This is a genomic window from uncultured Psychroserpens sp., assembly GCF_947492715.1.
Lineage (GTDB): Bacteria > Bacteroidota > Bacteroidia > Flavobacteriales > Flavobacteriaceae > Psychroserpens.
The window spans coordinates 123,394-140,391 of record NZ_CANLNS010000005.1 but is presented as its reverse complement, the minus strand read 5'-3'; the positions used below and the strand labels follow the sequence as shown (position 1 = coordinate 140,391).

General features: G+C 33.6%; 21 protein-coding genes. 7 read left to right on the top strand and 14 right to left on the bottom strand.

What is annotated here, in order from left to right; translation table 11 throughout:
* Positions 1–23: 23 nt before the first annotated feature.
* The 4 genes from Q0787_RS13180 to Q0787_RS13165 are packed head-to-tail and all read right to left on the bottom strand — an operon-like array spanning position 24 to position 2,702.
* Complete coding sequence (locus Q0787_RS13180) at positions 24–377, bottom strand: 2TM domain-containing protein (protein WP_298903271.1); 354 nt, start codon at positions 375–377, stop codon at positions 24–26.
* 4 nt (positions 378–381) lie between these two features.
* Entirely contained in the window at positions 382–714 is a 333-nt protein-coding gene (locus Q0787_RS13175) for a 2TM domain-containing protein (protein WP_298903269.1), read from the bottom strand.
* A gap of 12 nt (positions 715–726) precedes the next feature.
* Positions 727–2,070 (bottom strand): 2TM domain-containing protein, encoded by a 1,344-nt coding sequence (locus tag Q0787_RS13170; protein ID WP_298903268.1) that lies wholly within the window; start codon positions 2,068–2,070, stop codon positions 727–729.
* A 5-nt stretch (positions 2,071–2,075) separates the two neighbouring features.
* Positions 2,076–2,702, bottom strand: coding sequence for a hypothetical protein (locus Q0787_RS13165; RefSeq protein ID WP_298903266.1), 627 nt, complete (start codon positions 2,700–2,702; stop codon positions 2,076–2,078).
* Between the two features lie 195 nt (positions 2,703–2,897).
* Here Q0787_RS13165 and Q0787_RS13160 point away from each other — a divergent pair, with 195 nt between their 5' ends.
* A complete protein-coding gene (locus tag Q0787_RS13160; protein WP_298903265.1) occupies positions 2,898–4,694 on the top strand; it encodes a serine hydrolase in 1,797 nt (598 codons plus the stop codon).
* A 55-nt stretch (positions 4,695–4,749) separates the two neighbouring features.
* Here Q0787_RS13160 and Q0787_RS13155 read toward each other — a convergent pair whose 3' ends face one another.
* Positions 4,750–5,178 carry a hypothetical protein gene (locus Q0787_RS13155; protein WP_298903264.1) on the bottom strand — a complete coding sequence of 143 codons (429 nt, stop codon included), beginning with the start codon at positions 5,176–5,178 and terminating at the stop codon, positions 4,750–4,752.
* 124 nt (positions 5,179–5,302) lie between these two features.
* On the opposite strand from Q0787_RS13155, the gene Q0787_RS13150 reads away from it, so the two are divergent.
* Positions 5,303–5,683: a hypothetical protein gene (locus Q0787_RS13150; protein ID WP_298903263.1), complete on the top strand. Its 381-nt coding sequence runs from the start codon at positions 5,303–5,305 to the stop codon at positions 5,681–5,683.
* 65 nt (positions 5,684–5,748) lie between these two features.
* Here the strand turns inward: Q0787_RS13150 and Q0787_RS13145 are convergent, their stop codons facing one another.
* The gene (locus Q0787_RS13145) at positions 5,749–6,681 is read right to left on the bottom strand and encodes a peptidylprolyl isomerase (RefSeq protein WP_298903262.1); all 933 of its coding nucleotides are present in this window, start codon (positions 6,679–6,681) and stop codon (positions 5,749–5,751) included.
* A 109-nt stretch (positions 6,682–6,790) separates the two neighbouring features.
* Between Q0787_RS13145 and Q0787_RS13140 the strand changes: the two genes are divergently transcribed.
* Positions 6,791–7,243 (top strand): hypothetical protein, encoded by a 453-nt coding sequence (locus tag Q0787_RS13140; RefSeq protein WP_298903261.1) that lies wholly within the window; start codon positions 6,791–6,793, stop codon positions 7,241–7,243.
* 4 nt (positions 7,244–7,247) lie between these two features.
* Here Q0787_RS13140 and Q0787_RS13135 read toward each other — a convergent pair whose 3' ends face one another.
* From Q0787_RS13135 to Q0787_RS13115, 5 genes are all read right to left on the bottom strand, one after another.
* Entirely contained in the window at positions 7,248–7,853 is a 606-nt protein-coding gene (locus Q0787_RS13135) for a MarR family winged helix-turn-helix transcriptional regulator (protein WP_298903260.1), read from the bottom strand.
* Between the two features lie 50 nt (positions 7,854–7,903).
* Positions 7,904–8,167: a DUF2024 family protein gene (locus tag Q0787_RS13130; protein WP_298903259.1), complete on the bottom strand. Its 264-nt coding sequence runs from the start codon at positions 8,165–8,167 to the stop codon at positions 7,904–7,906.
* Positions 8,167–8,889, bottom strand: coding sequence for a hypothetical protein (locus Q0787_RS13125; RefSeq protein ID WP_298903258.1), 723 nt, complete (start codon positions 8,887–8,889; stop codon positions 8,167–8,169). The genes Q0787_RS13130 and Q0787_RS13125 overlap by 1 nt, the downstream gene beginning before the upstream one ends.
* Before the next feature lie 68 nt (positions 8,890–8,957).
* Positions 8,958–9,191 carry a thioredoxin family protein gene (locus Q0787_RS13120; protein ID WP_298903257.1) on the bottom strand — a complete coding sequence of 78 codons (234 nt, stop codon included), beginning with the start codon at positions 9,189–9,191 and terminating at the stop codon, positions 8,958–8,960.
* Positions 9,192–9,313: 122 nt separating this feature from the next.
* On the bottom strand, positions 9,314–11,515 hold the full coding sequence (locus tag Q0787_RS13115; protein WP_298903256.1) for an ATP-dependent DNA helicase RecQ: 2,202 nt from the start codon (positions 11,513–11,515) through the stop codon (positions 9,314–9,316).
* Positions 11,516–11,601: 86 nt separating this feature from the next.
* Here Q0787_RS13115 and Q0787_RS13110 point away from each other — a divergent pair, with 86 nt between their 5' ends.
* Genes Q0787_RS13110 through lptB form a run of 4 tightly spaced genes read left to right on the top strand, consistent with a single transcriptional unit; the run spans position 11,602 to position 14,536 of the window.
* Positions 11,602–12,567 carry a KpsF/GutQ family sugar-phosphate isomerase gene (locus Q0787_RS13110; protein ID WP_298903255.1) on the top strand — a complete coding sequence of 322 codons (966 nt, stop codon included), beginning with the start codon at positions 11,602–11,604 and terminating at the stop codon, positions 12,565–12,567.
* A complete protein-coding gene (gene tatC / locus Q0787_RS13105) occupies positions 12,567–13,400 on the top strand; it encodes a twin-arginine translocase subunit TatC (RefSeq protein ID WP_298903254.1) in 834 nt (277 codons plus the stop codon). Before Q0787_RS13110 ends, tatC begins: the two co-directional genes overlap by 1 nt.
* The gene (locus Q0787_RS13100; protein ID WP_298903253.1) at positions 13,393–13,740 is read left to right on the top strand and encodes a carboxymuconolactone decarboxylase family protein; all 348 of its coding nucleotides are present in this window, start codon (positions 13,393–13,395) and stop codon (positions 13,738–13,740) included. The genes tatC and Q0787_RS13100 overlap by 8 nt, the downstream gene beginning before the upstream one ends.
* 52 nt (positions 13,741–13,792) lie before the next feature.
* The gene (gene lptB, locus Q0787_RS13095; protein ID WP_298903252.1) at positions 13,793–14,536 is read left to right on the top strand and encodes an LPS export ABC transporter ATP-binding protein; all 744 of its coding nucleotides are present in this window, start codon (positions 13,793–13,795) and stop codon (positions 14,534–14,536) included.
* Positions 14,537–14,691: 155 nt separating this feature from the next.
* On the opposite strand, the gene Q0787_RS13090 is transcribed toward lptB, so the two are convergent.
* Genes Q0787_RS13090 through Q0787_RS13080 form a run of 3 tightly spaced genes read right to left on the bottom strand, consistent with a single transcriptional unit; the run spans position 14,692 to position 16,884 of the window.
* Positions 14,692–15,288 carry a hypothetical protein gene (locus tag Q0787_RS13090; protein WP_298903251.1) on the bottom strand — a complete coding sequence of 199 codons (597 nt, stop codon included), beginning with the start codon at positions 15,286–15,288 and terminating at the stop codon, positions 14,692–14,694.
* Positions 15,289–15,297: 9 nt separating this feature from the next.
* The gene (locus tag Q0787_RS13085) at positions 15,298–16,131 is read right to left on the bottom strand and encodes a tellurium resistance protein TerC (protein WP_298903250.1); all 834 of its coding nucleotides are present in this window, start codon (positions 16,129–16,131) and stop codon (positions 15,298–15,300) included.
* A 6-nt stretch (positions 16,132–16,137) separates the two neighbouring features.
* Positions 16,138–16,884 carry a CDP-alcohol phosphatidyltransferase family protein gene (locus Q0787_RS13080; RefSeq protein WP_298903249.1) on the bottom strand — a complete coding sequence of 249 codons (747 nt, stop codon included), beginning with the start codon at positions 16,882–16,884 and terminating at the stop codon, positions 16,138–16,140.
* Between the last annotated feature and the right edge of the window lie 114 nt (positions 16,885–16,998).

Sequence of the window (16,998 nt, the reverse complement as noted above, 5' to 3'; positions counted from 1 at the left end):
ATTTTGTGGTAGTTTATTAAATGTTATTCGTAGCGATTAAACTTCTCTCTATCTTTTTCCATATACTCTTGTATTTTCCTTTTCTCCCAGTTTTTACCAAATATAAAATTTGGACCAAAGACTCCTAAGAAATGGAATAACAAACCTATACCCCAAAATAATGGCGTGGCAAAAGTTCCAAAGAACCAAAAGCCTTCATCGGTATTGGTACCTATGAGTATGATTAAAAAAATATTTACTATGATGTATATGGCCAAATGCCAGTAAAAACCTATAACCTTATCTAATCTCTTTTTGGCTCTTAAATATGCTTCTTCTTTCACAAATCTATTTTGTGCTTCCAACTCATCATAAGGCTCTATATTGTAATTTTCCATAGTCTTAAAAATTAAATTTCTCTTCTTCCTCGTCCATATACTTCTGTATACGCTTATCTTCCCAGTTTTTACCTAAAATATAGTCGATTCCAAAAGTTGCAAAAGCATGAATGCCTAAGCCTACACCCCAAATAAACCAAAGCGCAAACGTGGGAAACTCAAAAAATGATTCACTAAAAGATTCGCCATTATTTAAATTTCTGGTAACCTTCATTATTGTTATAAAAGTGTTTACGATTAAGTAAGCTAGTAAATGTCCATAAAAACCACGTATTCTGTCTACTTTACTCTTAGCTCTTAAATATTTACCTTCCTTAGGTTGATTGTAATTTTTCATAATCTTTTCTTTTTAACTCCAATGGTTATCTTCTTCATCTTTCATAAACTCCTCTATTTTCTTACGTTCCCAATTTCTTCCAAAAACACCATCATTAACGAATACTTTAAAGGCATGAAATGTTAGTCCTATTCCCCACCCCAACATTGGCCACCAAAACCATTGGTAATGCCATGATGTATAATAATTAACAAAGGCTAAAAATGGAATTACGATGCAGTAAGACAGCAAGCTGTAATAAAATTCTTTAAGTTCTTCGACGCGTTTTCGCGCTCTTACATATCTGTCGTCAAATTTTGACTTTGGTTCTATTGCTTTCATGATTGTTACTTGTTTTGTGAGCATTGGTATTGCGACTGCAAAACGTTTTGCTTCTTGATTGATTGATACTTTTTTATTTGATAATAATTTATAGCGTTGTTTGATATTTTCTAAGCCAACACCACTGCTCTTTTTTACAATTTGTTTGGGTTGAAGATTATTTTGCACGACAAGCATGCCTTGATCTTCAAATATTTTAATATGTAAAGGTCTACTGCTAGTTACCATATTATGCTTTACAGCATTTTCTAATAATAACTGAAGTGATAACGGTACAACTTTACTTTCTGGGTTTGTTGCTTTATTTGGTATTTCAAAGACAATACTATCTTCAAAGCGCATTTTCAAAAGCGACATATAGGTTCTAGCAAAATCTAATTCTTCATCTACTGTTATTAGGTCTTTGTTTTTCTGCTCTAAGACATAACGATATACTTTAGATAATGACGTTGTAAACTTTTGAGCATTTTTGGGGTTCTCTTCTATTAAACTCGTTAATACATTTAAACTGTTGAAAAGAAAATGTGGATCCAATTGATTTTTTAAAGCATCGAATTTTGCGCTTGCTGCTCCTGCAATTACTTTCTGTTCTTTGATTTTATTTTTCTGGTATCTATTATAGAAAAATATCACATGAAATATAGAAACAATACTTAACGTAATCCAAAGTCCAAAAGCATATCCTTCCCACGTTTCTCGTTCAATAAATGCACTAAATGATACGCCGTATATGACGACACTTATAAATGTTCTTAGAAGAAACAATGCTATTAACGTAATTACCGTCGACCCAATAACTCCAACTAATATGCGCTTTATGGTATCTCCCTTTTTCCAAGAGCGACCTTCCATATAATCAAAGAAAGCCATGTTAGAATATCCTAATACAAAAGCGTACAATTGGTAAAATCCGAAATCAATTAAAAACGCATTAACTGTTTTGTAATTAAAACCGTCAGATAATGCTTGTCCGATAACAAATACAACGCATCCAATGACAAAGGTTAGAATGATATTTTTAATTGATTTTCTCATAATGCTTACTCTTTACAAGATTTAATTACTTGTTCTGCACGTTCTTTTCCCCAATTTGGGTGTAAATCACTTTCTGGTTTAAAGTTAGTGAAAAGTTCAATGGATTTTTCCATTTCTGCGCAATAGGGTTTTGTATCTTGGCCAAAGTATTTAGCACTTCCCATACCCCATTCGGCCTTACCAAAAACGACTCTCGGGTTTTTAGGATTTAACTTATAGGCCTGATTATAAAGTTCGGCTATTTTTCCGCCGTATTTCATTCCATACGTCATTCCATCAAAAGCCACCCAATTAGTTAGTACTTGTGCTTGCATCACTAAAATTTCTGGATTATCCTTACTAATTGCTATAGCGCTATTAATATGTTCTTGCGCTTTATCTAATTGTGCTTTTAAAATGTTCTCGTCTTTTTCTGACCAACTTTTTAAACTATTTATTTGTGCAATATAATAATGCGGTAACCATTGATCTGACTCTGCTTTTGAAATACGCTCAAACATATTTTCTGCTTCGTCGGTCTTATTGTCTTGCCAAAGTGCAAACGCTTTTTGCATTCCTTTTTCAAAATTGGTCTGAGCCGAAAGCACCTGGCTAAATAAAAGAAATATTAATATTTTAACTGCTGTGTTCATAATGGTTTGTTTTATCTGAAAAATCTTTCAGTGTTGTTTGATAGAGCAAATATCCTATACGAACTACCCTTTTGAAAAATGAAATAACCGAATTGTAACATTTAATGGACGAATTGTAAAAATCTTAAAATAAAAGTAACTTATCTTGCAACTTAGCTACTAACACTATATCTATTCTAACAATAAATCATAATTATGAAAAAATTAGCTTTACTCATTTTAAGTCTGTTTTTTGTTTCTTCAATTTCAGCACAGGATAAACGTTTGAAGGGTGTTGAAAAGGAGTTAAACAAAATTTTAGAAGCTACCAATGCACCAGGATTTGCTGTTGCCGTCGTTGAAGGGGATAAAATCGTATATGCCAAAGGATTTGGGTATAGAGATTATGAAAATAAAATCCCTGTTGATGCCAATACGCTTTTTGCGATTGGTTCATCTACAAAGGCATTTACATCATCAATCTTAGGCCTATTAAGGGCAGACGAAAAGCTCTCATTTGATGATAACCCTAGAACGCATATTCCTGAATTAGAATTTTATAATAATGATATGAACAACAACATTATCATTAAAGACCTTATGAGGCATAGTACTGGTTTGCCTAGACATGACGGTTCATGGTACTATTTCCCTACGCACGACAAAGACAGTCTTTTAGCACGAATTAAACATCAAGAGCCATTTACGGGAATTAGACAACAATGGTATTACAATAACTTTGGGTTTTTAGCGCAAGGCGTTATTGCCGAAAGAATTACTGGTAAAAGTTGGGAGGACAATATTAAGGATTACTTTTTTGTGCCATTAGACATGAACAGATCTAATGCTACAATTGCCGAAATGAAGTCGAGTTCTAATGCGGCATTAGGTTATGAACTTAAAAAAGGAAACGTGATAAGCAAAATGGATTATTACGATATTGCTGGCATGTCTCCTGCAGGAAGCATTAACAGTAGTGTTAATGATATGTCTAAATGGTTAATTACATGGATTAATGATGGAAAATATAAAGGTGAAGACATTATCCCAGAAAGTTATATTAACGAAGCTCTCAGTTCTCAAATGGTAGTTGGTGCCAATACGCCTGATGACAAATTTCCAGATATTCATTTTGCAAACTATGGCTATGGTTGGTTTTTACAATCATACAAAGGACATTATCGCGTAGAACATGGTGGAAATATTAATGGGTTTTCTGCCAATGTAGCTTTCTTCCCTAGTGACAAAATAGGTATCGTTGTGTTAACCAATCAAAACGGTTCAGCAGTACCATCTTTAGTGAGAAATACGATATCTGATCGTATGTTAAACGAAGAACGTTCAGATTGGATAGGACGTTATGAGGAAGGTCTAGAGAAAAACAAAAAGGCGCAGTCTGATGCGGAAGAAAATTCAGAAACGTCTAACGTTAAAAACACTAAACCTTCTCATGTTAACCAAGAGTATACTGGGACTTACTCAAACAAGGGTTATGGAGAATTTGAAATTGTTCTTAAAAACGATTCACTTTTCACACAAATAAACACAGACAAGCTATATGTGCACCACTATCATTACGACACTTTTGAACTTGTTGATGTTGTAGATGGAAAAGTAGATACTACAGATTATGGCCAATCACTCAAACTAACGTTTGAAATTAACGATACAGGCGATATTTCTGGTGCCAAAGCAAAAATAGAACCTACGGTTGATCCTGTTGTGTTTAAGAGAACGCCTAATACGATTGATGTAGATTCAAAAACACTAGAAATCTATACTGGTGAATATGACATTTCTGGAACAGGCTTTAAAGTTTATACCAAAGGTGATGCCCTTTATTTATTTATCAAAGGTCAACCAGAATATGAATTAATTCCAACTTCAAAACATAAATTCTCGTTCAAAACCTTAGAAGGCTTTAAAATTGAATTTATTGAATCTGATGATGGAACAATTAATGAATTAAAAGCCATTCAACCTAATGGCACCTTCGTTGCCAAACGAAAATGATGACGAACATATATGGTATTGCCATAAGCACTCTTTTAAAAACAGAGTGCTTTTTTTAGTCATCAACTTCTGATAATACTTTATCTGTTGCCCACTGTATAGCTGTTTCTAAATTAGCAAATCGTTTTATTTTTTTGTGAAAAAACAAATTTTCGATAACGACATGTAAAAAACTACTTCTGGTATAGCCTACAATTCCGTATCCTTTTAGTGTATAACTCTGCTTATAGAATTTAAGCCAATCACTCGGCATAATAGAATAAGAATGAATGCGATGTGAGATATAAATCAAATCTGAACCATTATTTCCAGAAAACTGAGCAACATCATCAGATACGTTAGTCATATGTTCATCCCAATTTATGGTGAAACCTTCCTTCATTTCAGATATAATGAAACCGTCAAAAATGAAAACATCTCCAAATTCATAATTGAGTTCTTTAAGTATTTTATCATAAAAGACTGTTTCCTTTATACTAATCATATATTGAATTTAACATTTTAAGTTCAGAAAAGCCAACTATTAATTATAAAATCAATGGTGAGAATCAAAAATTGATAATAATAATTAAGACATTTCGTTTTATTTTAAACAACATCAACCAACCATGAAAAAGTTACTTTTTGGTAGTGTACTTCTAGGTATTGCCGTAGCAATGCTCTATGGAGGTTTACATCTCTTTGGAAGACATATTTATAACACGCAATCTTGCCAACTCTACAATATTGATAGTATCGAATTGCGGACAGGTGTTAACATTCCAAAAATCACATCAACAGATTGTACTTGTGAAAACAATAGAAAAATTTCAAAATTTAAAATTGACACAGACAAAGTTGACCTAGATGATTATATTTCAAAAAACGATTTCACGCAAGTTGACAATCTTTATATCAAAGAAAACGACACTAAGAATTCTACCTATAAAGTTATCTTTAATAAAGCTAAGGCAGAGATTTTAGTCGATTTAATTTATAAGAACAATTAAATTCTAATTTGAAAAATAAAAAAGCACCACAATTTGTGGTGCTTTTTTTATATCGAGTGAATATACTATTTCACATCCATTAATTCTACATCAAAAACTAGGGTTGCATTTGGAGGAATTACACCACCAGCCCCCGCCGCGCCATAACCTAAATCACTAGGAATAACTAAACGTGCTTTATCTCCTACATTAAGTAAACAAATACCTTCATCCCATCCTGGAATAACTTGACCAACTCCAACTTGAAAATCTAAAGGTGAGTTTCTTTTGTAAGAAGAATCAAATACAGTTCCATCTGCTAACTGACCTTTATAATGTACAGAAACCATGTTACCCGCTTGAGCTGCTTTACCTTCTCCTTTTTGGATAATTTGGTAACGTAAGCCACTTTTCGTTTCCTCAAAGCCAGCAGCTAACTTATCTAATTCTGCTCTTGCTGCCTCTCGTTCTGCGGCAACTCGTTTTTCTCTAGCGCCTTCAAACACTCTAAACGCCTCTACAGCATTAAAACTCTCAGCTTCTGCTCCTACTCTTACAATTTCCAATGTATCTATTTGGTCGCCCTGTGCAATAGCATCAACAATATCTTGACCTTCAATTACTTTTCCAAAAACCGTGTGATTATTATCCAACCAAGGTGTTTCTACATGTGTAATGAAAAATTGGCTTCCGTTTGTTCCAGGACCAGAATTAGCCATAGACAATATACCTGGTCTGTCATGCTTTAAATCTGGATAAAATTCATCATCAAATTTATAACCTGGATTTCCAGTTCCAGTACCTTGAGGGCAACCACCTTGAATCATAAAATCTGGTATAACCCTGTGAAATTTCAATCCATCATAATATGGTGTTCCTTGAGGCTTCACTGTATTTTCTAAATTTCCTTCAGCTAGAGCAACAAAGTTACCTACAGTTCCTGGTGTTTTTTGATATTCTAAAGCGACTAAAATTTCGCCTTTTGTTGTATTAAATTTTGCGTATAAACCGTCTTGCATGGTATTTAATTTTAATTGAGGTGCAAAGATAACAAACTCTGTTAGAAGTGAGACCCTAGATTTGGAATTTGAACATCATAAGATTAGCTTTGCCAAAAATAACAATACCATGAGTTTTTTTACTAAGTTAAAATCTGCCCTCGGAAATTCAAAACCAATAGATACAGCATCTTCCTCAGACACTATTGAAGCTATTACTAGTGATATTGAGCATGAACCTTTTGCTATTGCCGAACACAATGTTATGTATTCTGGGCTAAATGAACTTGGTGGTTATTATTTTTTTCAAACTGTTATAGTTGGGAACTTTCAAGTTAAAACGAAAAAAGGTGGTCAATTAATAATAAGAGGTGAAAATTTTGAATTAACATTGGCATCAGACTCGGTTGAATTCGAATCTGACCCAACAGACGTAAAAGGTCGAAGTATTACGAAAATTGATTTTCAAATTGAAGAAGATGATGCGGCAAAAATCACTAACTCGAAACTAGACGAATTAGTGTTGAAATGCAAAAAGTATGAGATTAGATTTTCAGCAATTAACAACGATAAGAAAGCATAATTAGCTACTTCTCTTCAAACTCAGGACAATCAAGTCTAATCGCTTCACTCAGTAATTCTTTTTCAAGCAAACTACAATAATCTGACGTTGTATGTTTTTGATAAAACTTACAGCCAAAACAGGTACGCTGAACACTTAATAGTCCTATTCTATTCAACTTATAAATAAGCTCACTTAATGTACTAAATAAACCTTCTAAATCAGATTGCTCAAAATGATCTAATTGCGTTTTAAGTGGATTTGCAAAATCATGAACTTGAGCAATGATGTCTTTTCCTGAAGGTGATAATTGAATATTATACCTGCGACTATCTATTGTAGAATAGTCTTTAATAACTAAGCCTTTTTTATTTAGAATTTTAATGGCATCACTAATGGTTGGTTTAGTCACATTAAATTCTTTGGCTAAATGACTTACATTACACAAATCACTCTTATGAAAGGATATAAAAACTAGAATTTGAATTTGAATTGGACTCAAACCTACTACTTTTGATTTCTCCCAAAGTAGTATTTTAAACACTTCAGAAATGCGCTCAAGCCCTGTAACAATTTTACTTGATAAGTCTTTTTGTTGCTGATCTGGATTAAAAATACTGTTGTCTTTCATAAAAAAGTCCCGCATTTAATTGCGGGACAAAGTTAGTCATCCTAATTAAATTAATTACAATTTTCCATTTCGATAATAAAATAGCCCTTTTTTAAAATTTCTTTTTCGACGTCTTCCGTTGCTTGTTCCATATGACACAAACGACATTCTTTTGTCGATAACATCTTATTATAAATGGATTTGCTTTTTAAATAGTCATTTCCGAAGCTAAAAATTGTAGCTTCATCAGTTGTCGTGCTCGATACGAGAATGTCAAAATGCATTACATTTCCATCATCGCGTTTCACATAAGTATCCCAAACTGAAACTCTCATTATTTCTTCACTTTATAAGGTAATGACAAATCTCCGCTAGCCACACTAAACACGTCATATACACCTAACATTGGTAGATTATCATTGCTCGTATTCACTTTCATGAAAGCCGTAACACCATCGTAGTTAAAATTGATTTGATTGTTAATTCTATAATCTGGTACAATGACTTTAATTGTATTGGCATTTGCTACTACGGCATAACCTGGAGAATCCATGTACATAGGCATTCCTGGATTTGTTGGAGGCAAAACAACTGTTTTATCTGCTTTCTTAAACTGCTTAACCGAGAGCCCACCAGCCACTCTTTTATCTTCGTGCAAGACAACCCAATGCGGATGCCACACAATACCGTCGTTATCATATATTTTGTCATTATTTTCATCCCATAATGGGGTGTCATCAAAATCGGGATGCGAAGTTAAAGCCAATGCTACTATCCCATTGGTTTGGTTAAAACCAACATCTGTAGGTTTTAAGGAGGTAGGAAATACATAACCTAAAACTGGAGCACCATCTAGTTGTCCAGCTTTTATTGGAGTTGTATGTGCTGCCTTACCATTTACGTCAATTTCGCAAACAGTTAAACTTAAATCTGCGTTATGAGTCACACGAACATCTTCAATCTTGAAATCTGCATTGTTGTATGGATTATCCTGCGCACAAGACCATGTTGTACTTAAAATAAATACTATTGCTATTGATAAACTTATTGTTTTCATTATTCCTTTTGATTTAGAATAGCCAAGACTCCTTTTGTATTAGGAGTCCTAACTATATTGATTAAAAATTAGCCTTTTACGTCTGCCATTGAGGCTCCAAAATTAATATGGAGAGCGTGACCGTTTGGCGTTACTAAGGCCGGAACTGATTCGACACCTGCTGCTTCGGCTTCTGGGATTCGTGATCTATCTTCCCCAATATTGACAATTTCTACGTTGTCTTGTCCTACTAAATTTACGATGTCATGCTCTGCGCTCACACAAACAGAACAGCCAGCGTGATAAAAAATTGATTTACTCATAAGATTCTTTGTTTTTGATTTTGCATTATTGCTTTGTAAATATAGTTAGGATTCCTAACTAATAAAAATATTTAACATTTAATTTTAGAAATTAGCCTCACTCGTTCTATTAGTTTTGAATTTTAATTAGCCACTTCGCTAATAAATTTGATACGATACAATCGCAGTTCTTCATCGTCATAATCACCATCAAATTCTTCTATTGCAACATCAATTTTGTCGGTTTCAGACTCCATAAAATATTCATGGATTTCTTCTTGTTGATCTTCATCTAAAATATCATCTAACCAATAATTAATATTGAGCTTTGTTCCAGAGAATACAATAGCTTCCATTTCTTTAACAAAATCTGGCATAGACATACCCTTAGAAGATGCGATGTCTGTTAATGGCAGTTTTCTATCAACATTTTGAATAATATAAAGTTTGATTGCCGAATTAGAGCCTGTACTTTTAACCACAAAATCGTCAGGTCTATCAATACCATTATCATCCACATATTGGGCAATTAATGCCACAAAATCTTTTCCGTATTTTTTAGCCTTACCATCTCCAACACCATGAACATTACTCAATTCATCTAACGTGATTGGATATTTCAATGCCATATCCTCCAGCGATGGATCTTGAAAAATAACAAAAGGAGGAACTCCTAGTCTTTTAGCATTTTGTTTACGTAAATCTTTAAGCATTTTCATAAGTGCCTCATCTGCAACACCTCCACCACCTTTAGCAGCTGTTACGATGCCATCATCGGTTCCTTCATCAAAAACATGATCCTCAGCCATCATAAAGGATTGAGGAGACTTTAAAAAGACTTTTCCAAGTTCAGGAAGACGTAAAACTCCATATGTTTCAATATCTTTTTTGAGCAATCCTGCTACAAGTACTTGACGAATCAAAGCCATCCAATAGCGTTTATCTTTAGCTTTTCCAACACCAAAAAAGGGTTGTCCATCGGTTTTGTGAGAAGAAATTAATGCATTCGTTTGACCAACCAACACTTGTACTAAATCTTTAGACTTATATTTTTCATTTGTTTTCTCTACAGTTTGTAACAAAGTCACCACCTCATCTTTGGCTTCATTCTGTTTTTTAGGATTACGAACATTATCATCCATATCTCCTCCTTCACCTGTCGCATTATCAAATTCTTCGCCAAAATAGTGTAGAATAAACTTTCGTCTAGACACTGAACTCTCTGCAAAAGCCACCACTTCTTGCAACAATGCATGACCAATTTCTTGTTCAGCTACTGGTTTTCCAGACATGAATTTTTCAAGTTTTTCTATATCCTTATATGCATAATATGCCAAGCAATGACCTTCTCCTCCATCTCGTCCAGCGCGTCCTGTTTCTTGATAATAACTTTCAATACTTTTAGGAATATCATGATGAATAACAAAACGTACATCGGGTTTATCAATTCCCATTCCAAATGCAATGGTAGCAACAACGACATCACAATCTTCCATTAAAAACATGTCTTGATGCTTTACACGAGTTTTGGGATCTAGTCCTGCATGGTAAGGAACAGCTTTTATTCCGTTTACTTGTAGAACCTGTGCTAACTCTTCAACACGTTTCCTACTTAAACAATATACAATACCTGATTTTCCTTCGTTCTTTTTTACAAATCGAATAATATCTGCATCGACATTTTTCGTTTTAGGTCGGATCTCATAGTATAAATTAGGTCTATTAAAAGACGCTTTGAATGTCGTAGCACCTTGAATATCCAAACTCTTTAAAATATCTTCTTGAACCTTAGGTGTCGCAGTAGCGGTTAATCCAATAATTGGGATATTATCACCAATTCGTTTAATAATGTGTCTCAGGTTTCGGTACTCTGGTCTAAAATCATGACCCCATTCACTAATACAATGCGCTTCATCTACAGCCATAAAAGAGATAGTCACAGTTCTTAAAAACTCAACATGTTCCTCTTTGGTTAATGATTCTGGAGCTACATATAGTAGTTTTGTTACGCCGTTGGTAATATCTTCTTTAACGCGTTTAACTTCCGTTTTATTAAGTGAAGAATTTAAAACATGGGCAACACCTTCTTCATTTGAAACACCTCTAATGGCATCCACCTGGTTTTTCATTAGCGCAATTAGTGGTGATACAATAATTGCTGTCCCATCTTTTATTAACGCAGGAAGTTGATAACACAATGATTTTCCTCCTCCTGTAGGCATTATAACGAATACATCCTCACCAGCAACAACGCTTTTTATTACACTTTCTTGAAGTCCTTTAAATTTTGTAAAACCGAAGTACTGTTTAAGTGCAGAATGTATATCAATTTCTTTTATACTCATTAATCCCTATTAGTATTTTTGATACATTTGCATAAACCTAAAGATAACAATTTCTTTAAACCCATCAAACTCAAAAAAAATTAATTTTGAACAGTACACAATCTATCCTTGAAACGGCCAGAAAAACTATAGATTTAGAGCGTGATGCGATTGCAAATTTAAGTCATTTATTAACCGATGATTTCGCCAATGCAGTAGCTCTAATGTACAATTCTAAAGGGCGTGTCATTATTACTGGAATTGGTAAAAGTGCCATCATTGCAAATAAAATTGTAGCAACACTAAATTCTACAGGTACACCTTCTATTTTTATGCATGCTGCAGATGCCATTCATGGTGATTTAGGCTTAATTTTAGAAGATGATGTAGTGATCTGCATCTCTAAAAGTGGAAACACACCCGAAATCAAGGTTCTTGTTCCTTTAATTAAAAATGCTAAGAACAAAATGATTGCTATTACAGGGAATGACAAATCGTTTTTAGCTCAACAGGCTGATTTTATTCTTAATGCTTATGTTGAACAAGAGGCTTGTCCTAATAATTTGGCTCCTACAACAAGCACAACTGCTCAACTTGTAATTGGTGATGCCTTAGCAGTTTGCCTATTAGAGTTAAGAGGGTTTTCTAGTAAAGATTTTGCAAAATATCATCCCGGAGGAGCTTTGGGGAAGCGACTATACCTAAGGGTAAGTGATTTATCGTCAATTAATCAAAAACCAAAGGTCGCACCAGATACTTCAGCGAGAGACGTGATTGTTGAGATTTCTGAAAAAATGTTAGGTGTTACAGCTGTTGTTGAAAACAATAAAATAATTGGAATTATTACTGATGGTGACCTGAGACGAATGCTCACTAAAAGTAATGAGTTTCTGCATCTAACGGCCAAAGATATTATGAGTAGTAATCCTAAAAGGATTAATGAAGATGCTATGGCTGTGGATGCCATGGAACTTATGGAAACAAATGGTATCTCACAATTATTGGTAGAAAACAACGGTGAATACTCAGGTGTCATACATTTACATGATTTAATAAAAGAAGGTATTATATAATGGCAAAACAGAATACCGATGAGAAAGAAATGTCATTTCTTGACCATCTCGAAGACTTAAGATGGCATTTAATTCGTATTACAGTTTCGATACTAATTTGCGCTACTGTAGCATTTATTTTTAGTGGTTTCATTTTTGAAAATATCATTTTTGCTCCTAAGCGAATGACTTTTCCAACTTATCAATGGCTATGTGATGTATCTACAATGGTTGGTGTAGATGACTCAACATTCTGTGCCGCTGAGTTTCCTTTTAGAATTCAAAACAGAACAGTTGCTGGACAATTTTCAGCAGACATTTGGACCTCTATATACGCTGGTTTCATCTTAGCGTTCCCATATATCATTTATCAATTCTGGCGTTTTATTAGTCCTGGTTTACATGCCAGTGAGCGTCGCCATTCAAGAGGCTTTATTTTTGCTTCTTCATTTTTGTTTTTCTTAGGTGTTCTTTTTGGATACTATATTGTGACACCCTTAACTATAAATTTCTTAGGAAATTATATTGTAAGTGCAGAAGTGTCTAACGAATTTGATCTTAGTTCATATATTTCAACGGTTAGATCCTCGTCGATTGCTGCTGGCTTTATTTTTGAATTACCTATAGTCGTATATTTCTTAACTAAAATAGGTTTGGTAACACCTAAAATCATGAGGAAATATCGCAAATTTGCCTTAGTACTTGTTTTAATATTAGCAGCAATTATTACCCCTCCAGATATTGCTAGTCAGGTTATTGTGGCAATTCCAATTTTAATTTTATATCAAGTAAGTATTTATATTTCTAAAGTGGTTGTTAGAAACCAAAACAAAAAACAAAACATCAATGTCTAATCCTGTTTCCGAATTTAATGCCTATCGTTCTAAAATGAATGATGCCATTCTTGCAGATAATAATAAAATTATCAAACGTATATTCAATCTAGATACCAATGCGTTTACAGAAGGTGCTCTAGACAAAAAAACTAAAGAGTTATTAGGTCTCGTGGCCTCAACTGTATTGCGTTGTGATGACTGTATTAAATACCATCTAGAATCCAGTTATAAAATTGGTCTTAGTAAAAAAGAAGTTGTAGAGGCTTTAAGTATAGCTACTTTAGTTGGTGGCACAATTGTTATTCCTCACTTAAGAAAAGCCTATGAATACTGGGATGCCTTAGAATCTCACAGTTAAACTTTTAATAAATTAAAAAGCGAGTCGTTTTGAATTTGCTATTTTAGCACTTATGAAGACATTAAAAGCCAAAAATCTAATGAAGTCCTATAGTGGGCGAAAGGTGGTAAAAGACGTTTCTCTTGAAGTAAATCAAGGCGAGATTGTTGGATTACTTGGCCCGAATGGGGCTGGTAAAACCACGTCATTTTATATGATTGTCGGTTTAATAAAACCTAATGGCGGAAATATCTATCTTGAAGGCACAGATATTACCAATTACCCAATGTATAAGCGTGCACAAAATGGTATAGGTTATCTAGCTCAAGAAGCTTCTGTTTTTAGAAAACTAAGTATTGAAGATAATATCTTAAGTGTTCTTCAAATGACCAAGTTGAGTAAAAAACAGCAACAAGATAAAATGGAGTCTCTAATTGATGAATTTAGTTTAGAGCATATCCGAAAAAACAGAGGTGATTTATTATCTGGTGGTGAGCGTCGACGTACCGAAATAGCTCGTGCACTTGCTACTGACCCTGATTTCATTTTACTCGATGAACCATTTGCGGGTGTTGACCCAGTTGCCGTTGAAGACATTCAACGTATTGTAGCGCAACTGAAAAAGAAAAACATTGGTATCTTAATCACAGATCACAATGTTCAAGAAACCTTGGCCATTACAGATAGAACATATTTAATGTTTGAAGGTAGCATCTTAAAAGCTGGAAAGCCAGAAGAATTAGCCAATGATGAGATGGTACGAAAAGTCTATCTAGGTCAAAACTTTGAGCTTCGTAAAAAGAAACTTGAGTTCTAAATACTATTTAAGCACATCCTTCTCAATTAATCAACGTCTCTTTTTTGTTTTGAAAAAATTGAAATTGGTTTGTTTAATATGCTGCACTACAGACTCGTTGAAATTACAAGAATAGCACATGTTTTCACAATTTTATTGAAGCGGATAATTAAAGGTTACCCTCTTCTTCTCTCTAACAACACCATCATCATAAAGCCTAAAATGATGCGTTCATCATCATCATTATCTATAGGTTTTAATTTAGAGAGTTTAAATTTCCTACCAAAAAATGATGGTTCCTTTTTTAATTGACATACAGCTTGCCCTTTTAAATCAGTTACAGTATAACTCGGGTTAAACAAGTAGCCCGTAAACCCACCAATAATTGGAATATTTCCCAAGACGCCATCCAGAACTTTCACCCAAGCATTATCCTCTCTAATATGATACTGTAATTTCTGATGCTGATCTATAAGTTCGTAATGAGCTTTCCAAATAGAAGCCCAACCTTTTCTTGCTATTTTACCAATCTCCCTTCCTTGAGCATCCTTCATGCTGTAAGCTGCAGAGAAGTCTATCCATTTATCCGCTCTTATATTATAAACTAAATGGTTCTTGGATTCATTGCTATAAATATTGATATCCTCTTTCAGTTTAAACATTTTTTGACGCACATAAGCAACCGTTTTACCAGTGGCATCAGTTGCGGAAAAATCGTTAGATATGGTTGTCACATTAAAAGTGAAATTGATAGGGAATTTTAAGTCTTTCATAGGTATAAATTAGGCGTCGTCATTTTTGGTTTGAGCGTGTGATTTCAAGCTTTCCTGCTCTGCGATTAGCTTTTTTTGGTAACGTCCTTGCACGATATCTGTAATAACCAACACCACAATTACAAAATAAAATGTTGTTTTACTCATTGGAACTATTTCATTTCCAAAGATTTTTAAATGAGCTAAGTGACCACCTTCGGTAACTAGCATAATTCCAACTATAAATAGAATAAATAGACCTAATACCTCATACATTCTATTCTTAGCTAAAAATACCGAAATTTTATCTGCCAGTAATAACATTAATAATCCACTAGCTACAATGGCAATTGCCATAACAATAAATGCTGTTGTTGAATTTTCTATTTCGCTCGTTAGTCCAATAGCGGCCAAGATAGAATCAAAAGAAAACACCAAATTCATAATTACAATACTAGTAATTGCCGCATTGGCCGACTTTCTACGTTTAGAATCTTCACCCACCTCATCGTTCAAATCTGTATGTCCTATCATATGCCATATTTCTTTAATTGCCGTGTAAATAATAAATCCACCTCCAGCTAATACAATTAAACTGTGACCGTTAAAAGCAAAATCGAGCACATTTTCTATTTTACCAGTCATAAAAGAAAACGGTTCTTGAAAGAAATCGATAATAGATACAAGAACAAATAATAACACAATTCTTAGAACAATAGCAATTAGGATACCAACCTTTCGTACTCTTTTCTGATCAGACGCTGGCGCCTTTTTCGATTCTAAAGAAATATAAAGTAGATTATCAAATCCTAAAACAGCTTGCAACATCACAAGCATTAATAGCGTGAAAATAATTTCTAACATGAGTAATTAGTTATTTTTAATTAGAGATAAAATGATATATAATAATATAATTATTGGAATGGCAAGAAAATGAAAAAACACCAGAAGCCCAATAGTTAAAACAATAAGAAGATATCTAAATTTGTTATTAGTTATGCTAAAATCTTTAAACTTTAAAGCAAATAATTTTATTTTAGAATTAAGTAAATAGCAGCTTAATAAGGTCATCCCAATTAAAAACCATTGATTTAAAATAAGCGATGTTGCAAAACTATTATTCTGAAATTCTATAATCAAAGGCAATGATAAAATAAGTAACGTATTCGCTGGTGTAGGCAAGCCTTTAAAATAAGTTTGCTGATCTTCATCTATATTAAATTTTGCTAAACGATAAGATGAAGCCAAAGTAATACATAACCCTATAAGTGCAATAGGCGCTATATTTAAATCACTAAAACTGAAATGAGCATTCCATTCTTTTTGTGTTACAACCTCAGGAGCATCAATACTCATTGCAATAAGTTTGTACATTACAATCCCTGGAACCAATCCGCTAGTTACCATATCGGCTAAGGAATCGAGTTGGACGCCCAACGCGCTCTGAACATTGAGTTTTCTGGCCAATAAACCATCAAAAAAATCAAAGAAAATACCCAAAAATACAAAAGCCGATGTTGCAATAAAATTGTTATGAACAGCAAAAATAACGGCAATACTTCCACACAGTAAATTAAGTAAGGTTACAAAATTAGGAATGTATTTTTTTATAGTCATAGATTAGATTTATGTAAAAATAGCAAACTATTTACGACAAACACAAAACAAAGACAATATCTACTGCTTTTTCAAGTTTAATAGGTGAAAAATATTGTGCATCTTTGTAAAAAA

What these genes read in the sequence shown, in the direction of transcription:
- Q0787_RS13085 (WP_298903250.1), bottom strand. Translation starts at nt 16,131, where the DNA reads ATGTTAGAAATTATTTTCACGCTATTAATGCTTGTGATGTTGCAAGCT.
- Q0787_RS13140 (WP_298903261.1), top strand. Translation starts at nt 6,791, where the DNA reads ATGAGTTTTTTTACTAAGTTAAAATCTGCCCTCGGAAATTCAAAACCA.
- Q0787_RS13180 (WP_298903271.1), bottom strand. Translation starts at nt 377, where the DNA reads ATGGAAAATTACAATATAGAGCCTTATGATGAGTTGGAAGCACAAAAT.
- Q0787_RS13150 (WP_298903263.1), top strand. Translation starts at nt 5,303, where the DNA reads ATGAAAAAGTTACTTTTTGGTAGTGTACTTCTAGGTATTGCCGTAGCA.
- Q0787_RS13170 (WP_298903268.1), bottom strand. Translation starts at nt 2,070, where the DNA reads ATGAGAAAATCAATTAAAAATATCATTCTAACCTTTGTCATTGGATGC.
- Q0787_RS13130 (WP_298903259.1), bottom strand. Translation starts at nt 8,167, where the DNA reads ATGAGAGTTTCAGTTTGGGATACTTATGTGAAACGCGATGATGGAAAT.
- Q0787_RS13125 (WP_298903258.1), bottom strand. Translation starts at nt 8,889, where the DNA reads ATGAAAACAATAAGTTTATCAATAGCAATAGTATTTATTTTAAGTACA.
- Q0787_RS13080 (WP_298903249.1), bottom strand. Translation starts at nt 16,884, where the DNA reads ATGACTATAAAAAAATACATTCCTAATTTTGTAACCTTACTTAATTTA.
- lptB (WP_298903252.1), top strand. Translation starts at nt 13,793, where the DNA reads ATGAAGACATTAAAAGCCAAAAATCTAATGAAGTCCTATAGTGGGCGA.
- Q0787_RS13090 (WP_298903251.1), bottom strand. Translation starts at nt 15,288, where the DNA reads ATGAAAGACTTAAAATTCCCTATCAATTTCACTTTTAATGTGACAACC.
- Q0787_RS13165 (WP_298903266.1), bottom strand. Translation starts at nt 2,702, where the DNA reads ATGAACACAGCAGTTAAAATATTAATATTTCTTTTATTTAGCCAGGTG.
- Q0787_RS13100 (WP_298903253.1), top strand. Translation starts at nt 13,393, where the DNA reads ATGTCTAATCCTGTTTCCGAATTTAATGCCTATCGTTCTAAAATGAAT.
- Q0787_RS13160 (WP_298903265.1), top strand. Translation starts at nt 2,898, where the DNA reads ATGAAAAAATTAGCTTTACTCATTTTAAGTCTGTTTTTTGTTTCTTCA.
- tatC (WP_298903254.1), top strand. Translation starts at nt 12,567, where the DNA reads ATGGCAAAACAGAATACCGATGAGAAAGAAATGTCATTTCTTGACCAT.
- Q0787_RS13145 (WP_298903262.1), bottom strand. Translation starts at nt 6,681, where the DNA reads ATGCAAGACGGTTTATACGCAAAATTTAATACAACAAAAGGCGAAATT.
- Q0787_RS13115 (WP_298903256.1), bottom strand. Translation starts at nt 11,515, where the DNA reads ATGAGTATAAAAGAAATTGATATACATTCTGCACTTAAACAGTACTTC.
- Q0787_RS13135 (WP_298903260.1), bottom strand. Translation starts at nt 7,853, where the DNA reads ATGAAAGACAACAGTATTTTTAATCCAGATCAGCAACAAAAAGACTTA.
- Q0787_RS13175 (WP_298903269.1), bottom strand. Translation starts at nt 714, where the DNA reads ATGAAAAATTACAATCAACCTAAGGAAGGTAAATATTTAAGAGCTAAG.
- Q0787_RS13120 (WP_298903257.1), bottom strand. Translation starts at nt 9,191, where the DNA reads ATGAGTAAATCAATTTTTTATCACGCTGGCTGTTCTGTTTGTGTGAGC.
- Q0787_RS13155 (WP_298903264.1), bottom strand. Translation starts at nt 5,178, where the DNA reads ATGATTAGTATAAAGGAAACAGTCTTTTATGATAAAATACTTAAAGAA.